Source organism: Mesorhizobium sp. WSM4850 (assembly GCF_055811735.1).
Window position 1 is genome coordinate 1 of record NZ_JBVVPV010000168.1, and the last position, 582, is coordinate 582.

Here is a 582-nt window from a genome sequence, read left to right on the forward strand (position 1 = left end):
TTTTGATGGCCTGATCTGATTGCGAAGATTGGCGTGGCCCCGAGTCATAGAGGCAAGTTTCATGAGTGACGCAACTTCACAGACCGTCTTTTTCTATAATCGTCATCCTATCTCATGCGAAATCATCCTTACGAAACTACGCGCAAGCCGTGGCAATCTCGACGGCTTGCGCCCTGAAGAGCTGTTTCCCCACGACCAAGATCATTATGGCGGCCTCGCCGCTACAGATGAGTTGGCGCGAGGAGCGCAGGTTAGCAATGGATCGCGAGTAGCCGATTTCTGTGCGGGGCTTGGTGGCACGGTGCGTTATCTGGCTCACAAATATGGAGCCGACGTCACTGGTATCGAATTGACGCCAGCGCGCGTCTCGGGCGCACAGGAGTTAACCAGACGAGTTGGCCTTCTAGGTACTGCGCGGATTGTCGAGGGCAACGTGATGGACGTTCCACTTCCTGACGCGAGCATGGACGCTGTCGTCAGCCAAGAAGCGTTTTGCCACGTTCCTGATGTGAAGAGAGCGGTTGCCGAAGCTTTTCGTATTCTGAGGACAGGTGGCCGATTGGCATTCACAGATTGGATAGC

1 protein-coding gene is annotated in these 582 nt (G+C 54.6%); it reads left to right on the forward strand.

Annotated elements, in window-relative coordinates; all coding sequences use genetic code 11:
* Window positions 1-61: 61 nt before the first annotated feature.
* A partial coding sequence (locus tag AC0L2Z_RS35440; protein ID WP_473630650.1) for a class I SAM-dependent methyltransferase occupies window positions 62-582 on the forward strand: 521 nt, incomplete at its 3' end.